The 2,084-nt window shown below is 68.1% G+C and carries 2 protein-coding genes; both read left to right on the plus strand.

Annotated features, from left to right (window positions below):
• The coding region (gene sucC / locus C8D95_RS21595; RefSeq protein WP_109761269.1) for an ADP-forming succinate--CoA ligase subunit beta at positions 1–1,202 on the plus strand (1,202 nt) is incomplete at its 5' end.
• On the plus strand, positions 1,199–2,080 hold the full coding sequence (gene sucD / locus C8D95_RS21600) for a succinate--CoA ligase subunit alpha (protein ID WP_109761270.1): 882 nt from the start codon (positions 1,199–1,201) through the stop codon (positions 2,078–2,080). The genes sucC and sucD, both read left to right, overlap by 4 nt.
• The last annotated feature ends 4 nt before the right edge of the window (positions 2,081–2,084 follow it).

Here is a 2,084-nt window from a genome sequence, read left to right on the forward strand (position 1 = left end):
TGAACATCCACGAATACCAGGCGAAGGGGTTGCTTCGGGCGTATGGGGCGCCTGTGGCGGAGGGGCGTGTGGTCCTGCGGGGCGAGGAAGCGAAGACGCAGGCGGGGGCCTTGGACGGTCCGGTCTGGGTGGTGAAGGCGCAGATCCACGCCGGCGGGCGTGGCAAGGGCACGTTCAGGGAGGCCGACGCGGGGTCGAAGGGCGGCGTCAGGATCGCGAAGTCGGTCGAGGAGGCCGCCGAGGAAGCCAAGCGCATGCTCGGCCGGACGCTGGTCACCAAGCAGACCGGCGAGGCGGGCAAGCAGGTCGGGCGCATCTACATCGAGGAAGGCGCCGACATCGCGCGCGAACTCTACCTCGCGCTGCTCGTCGACCGCGCCTCGAGCCGTGTGGCCTTCGTGGCCTCGACCGAAGGCGGCATGGACATCGAGGAGGTGGCCGAGAGCACGCCCGGGAAGATCCTGTCGTTCAGCGTCGATCCCGCGACCGGCTACCAGACGTTCCACGGCCGCCGCATCGCCTATGCCCTGGGGCTCACGGGCGCGCAGGTCAAGCAGTGCGTCCAGCTGATGGGCACGCTCTACCGGCTCTTCATGGACAAGGACATGGAGATGCTCGAGATCAACCCGCTGATCGTGACGACGGGCGGCGACCTGCGCTGCCTCGACGCCAAGATGGGCTTCGACGGCAACGCGCTCTACCGCCACCCTGACATCACGGAATTGCGCGACACCACCGAGGAGGACCCGAAGGAACTCGAGGCCTCGAAGTACGACCTGAACTACATCGCCCTCGACGGCGAGATCGGCTGCATGGTGAACGGCGCCGGCCTCGCGATGGCGACCATGGACATCATCAAGCTCGAGGGTGCTGCACCCGCGAACTTCCTCGACGTCGGCGGCAGTGCCACGAAGGAGCGGGTGACCGAGGCCTTCAAGATCATCACCTCCGATCCGAACGTGAAGGGCATCCTCGTCAACATCTTCGGCGGCATCATGCGCTGCGACGTCATCGCGGAAGGCGTGGTGGCGGCGGTCAAGGAGGTGGGGCTGAAGGTCCCGCTCGTCGTGCGGCTCGAGGGCACCAACGTGGAAGAAGGCAAGCGGATCATCAACGAATCCGACGTGGACGTCATCGCCGCCGACGACCTCAAGGACGGCGCGCGGAAGATCGTTAGGGCCGTCAAGGGAGAGAAGGCATGAGCGTCCTCATCGACAAGACCACCCGCGTGATCTGCCAGGGCTTCACCGGCTCCCAGGGCACCTTCCACTCGGAACAGGCCATCGCCTACGGCACGGCGATGGTGGGCGGCGTCACACCCGGCAAGGGCGGCCAGACCCACCTCGACCTGCCCGTCTTCGACACCGTCCACGAGGCGGTGGAGACGACCGGCGCCAACGCCACCGTGATCTACGTCCCGCCCCCCTTCGCGGCCGATTCGATCCTCGAGGCGCTCGACGCGAGGATCCCGCTCATCGTCGCCATCACCGAGGGCATCCCGGTCCTCGACATGATGCGCGTGAAGCGCGCGCTCGAGGGCTCGGCCTCGATCCTGATCGGGCCGAACTGCCCGGGCGTCATCACGCCGGGCGAATGCAAGATCGGCATCATGCCGGGGCACATCCACCGCAAGGGCTCGGTCGGCGTCGTGTCGCGCTCGGGCACGCTCACCTACGAGGCGGTCAAGCAGACCTCTGACGTGGGCCTCGGCCAGTCGACCTGCGTCGGCATCGGCGGCGACCCGATCAAGGGGACCGAGCACCTCGACGTGCTGGAGTGGTTCCTGGCCGACGACGAGACCCAGTCGATCATCATGATCGGCGAGATCGGCGGCAGTGCCGAGGAGGAGGCCGCGCAGTTCCTGAAGGACGAGGCGAAGCGCGGCCGCAAGAAGCCCGTCGCGGGCTTCATCGCCGGCCGCACCGCGCCCCCGGGCCGCCGCATGGGCCACGCCGGCGCCATCGTCGCCGGCGGCAAGGGCGGCGCCGAGGACAAGATCGAAGCCATGCGCTCCGCCGGCATCACCGTCGCCGAAAGCCCCGCCGGACTGGGCGAGGCCATGCTGGAAGCCATCGGGTGAGGCT

The sequence above is a fragment of the Silicimonas algicola genome (assembly GCF_003148765.1).
Lineage (GTDB): Bacteria > Pseudomonadota > Alphaproteobacteria > Rhodobacterales > Rhodobacteraceae > Silicimonas > Silicimonas algicola.

What these genes read in the sequence shown, in the direction of transcription:
- sucD (WP_109761270.1), top strand. Translation starts at nt 1,199, where the DNA reads ATGAGCGTCCTCATCGACAAGACCACCCGCGTGATCTGCCAGGGCTTC.